This is a genomic window from Holdemania sp. 1001095H_141210_F2 (assembly GCF_015558105.1).
GTDB lineage: Bacteria > Bacillota_I > Bacilli_A > Erysipelotrichales > Erysipelotrichaceae > Holdemania.
In genome coordinates this window covers 1-1,923 of record NZ_JADNPO010000059.1, presented here as the reverse complement: position 1 = coordinate 1,923, position 1,923 = coordinate 1, and the positions used below count along the sequence as shown (strand labels likewise).

The window sequence follows — 1,923 nt, the reverse complement described above, 5'->3', positions numbered from 1 at the left end:
GTGTGCCGGGCATGGCATACATCTAGTTGGTGAAAATCCAACCACGGGTATTTACCGCCAAGTGTAGTGAACCACAAGTCGTTAGCAGTGATGTTAAGGGTGAAGGAAGTGGTGTAGCAAAATCTTCGAGGTTACGAACAGAAACCTGATGAGGCTAAATGGTGGATAAGGTTGCGAAACAAACCAAAGTCCAAAAGGTAAACGTAAAACCAAGACAGTAAATCAGGAACTTGTGAAGATAGGAAAGAGATGTATGTCTTACCCCGGGAGGTCTTGTGAACGATGAAGTCCAATAAACTTTAAAATCAGGGATGGTAGCATCGGTCGAAAAAGGTTTATCACAAGAAGTCAGCTGAGGTCATATTAGTTATCCAGCCTAGATAACGAAGGACTTAATGTATGTATAGTGTGAATCACTATGAGAAAATGTTCAAGCAATCCGAAAATGAGGATACTCTGAAACAATGAATCGTAATCATTGATGAGGAAAGTAGTGGGGATGGTCTTGGATAAATCTACGAGTAGAGGAGGAACAGCGAATGAGATTGATAGAAAAGATGCTAAGTAAAAGAAATATGGAACTGGCGATAAAGAAAGTCAAGAGTAACAAAGGCGCACCGGGTGTTGATAACATGATGGTGGAAGAAATTGACAAATATTTTGAAATACATGGAGAGGAAATTATAACCGCAATCATGAATATGAAATATAAACCAAAGCCAGTAAGGAGAGTCTATATACCAAAAGCAGATGGAAAGCAAAGACCGCTAGGTATACCGACAGTAACAGATAGAGTAATACAACAAGCATTAGCGCAGATACTGAGCGAAATATATGAACCACATTTCAGTGAAAACAGTTATGGGTTTCGCCCCAATAGAAGTGCACATAATGCGATGGAACAAGTATTAGAATATCTAAACGAAGGATACGAATGGGTTATTGACATAGATATAGAAAAATATTTCGATACAGTACATCATGACAAGTTAATCTCAATACTTAGAGAACATGTGAATGAAAGAGAAATACTGCATCTGATACGTTCGTTCTTAAAAGCAGGAGTTATGGAAGATGGACTAGTAAGTCCAAATGAAGCAGGAGTACCACAAGGAGGACCACTCAGTCCAGTACTATCAAATATATATTTAGATAAGCTTGATAAAGAACTTGAAGAGAGAGGGCTGCGCTTTGTGAGGTACGCTGATGATGGTAACATCTTCGTAAAGAGCGAAATGGCAGCAGAAAGAGTAATGAAATCAATCACATGGTGGCTAGAAAGAAAACTATTCTTAAAAGTGAGTGCGACAAAGACCAAAATCGTAAGACCGACGAAAAGTAATTTTCTAGGTTTTACGTTCTGGAAAGGAAGTATGGGATGGAAGTGTAGGCCAAGCGATAACAGGAAAGCGAAGTTATGCATGAAAATCAAAGAAATACTAAAACGGAAACACGCAGTAGCAAGACCATTAGCAGAGACATTTAAAAGAATAAACCAAATTATACGAGGATGGATAAACTATTTCCGTATCGGAAGTATGAAACAATTCTTGGATAAATTCGGACAATGGTTAAGACACAAAATAAGAGTGGTTATTATTAAGCAATGGAAGATACCGAAACGGATTTATATAAATCTGCAAAGACTGAATAAACTGCAAAATTTTTCCTTTACAGAGGAAGACATATTTAAAGTAGCAAATTCAAGACTAGGATGGTATCGAAGATGTGGAATGAATGTGGTAAACTACATCTTAAATCCCAGAATACTAGCCATAAAGAAAAAGGAAAGACAAGGCTTAGTCAATCCTTTAGAGTACTATCTAAGTTATTCGTGACAGCAATACATATGTAGCGCCGTATACGAGATCCGTACGTACGGTGCAATGGGAGGGGCGAAATTTATTTTCCCTCTACCCTATT

The 1,923-nt window shown here is 38.0% G+C and carries 1 protein-coding gene; it reads left to right on the top strand.

Annotation, left to right across the window (positions count from 1 at the left end; all coding sequences use genetic code 11):
* Window positions 1-539: 539 nt before the first annotated feature.
* The gene (ltrA, locus tag I2G61_RS16225; RefSeq protein ID WP_072683574.1) at window positions 540-1,838 is read left to right on the top strand and encodes a group II intron reverse transcriptase/maturase; all 1,299 of its coding nucleotides are present in this window, start codon (window positions 540-542) and stop codon (window positions 1,836-1,838) included.
* Window positions 1,839-1,923 lie beyond the last annotated feature (85 nt).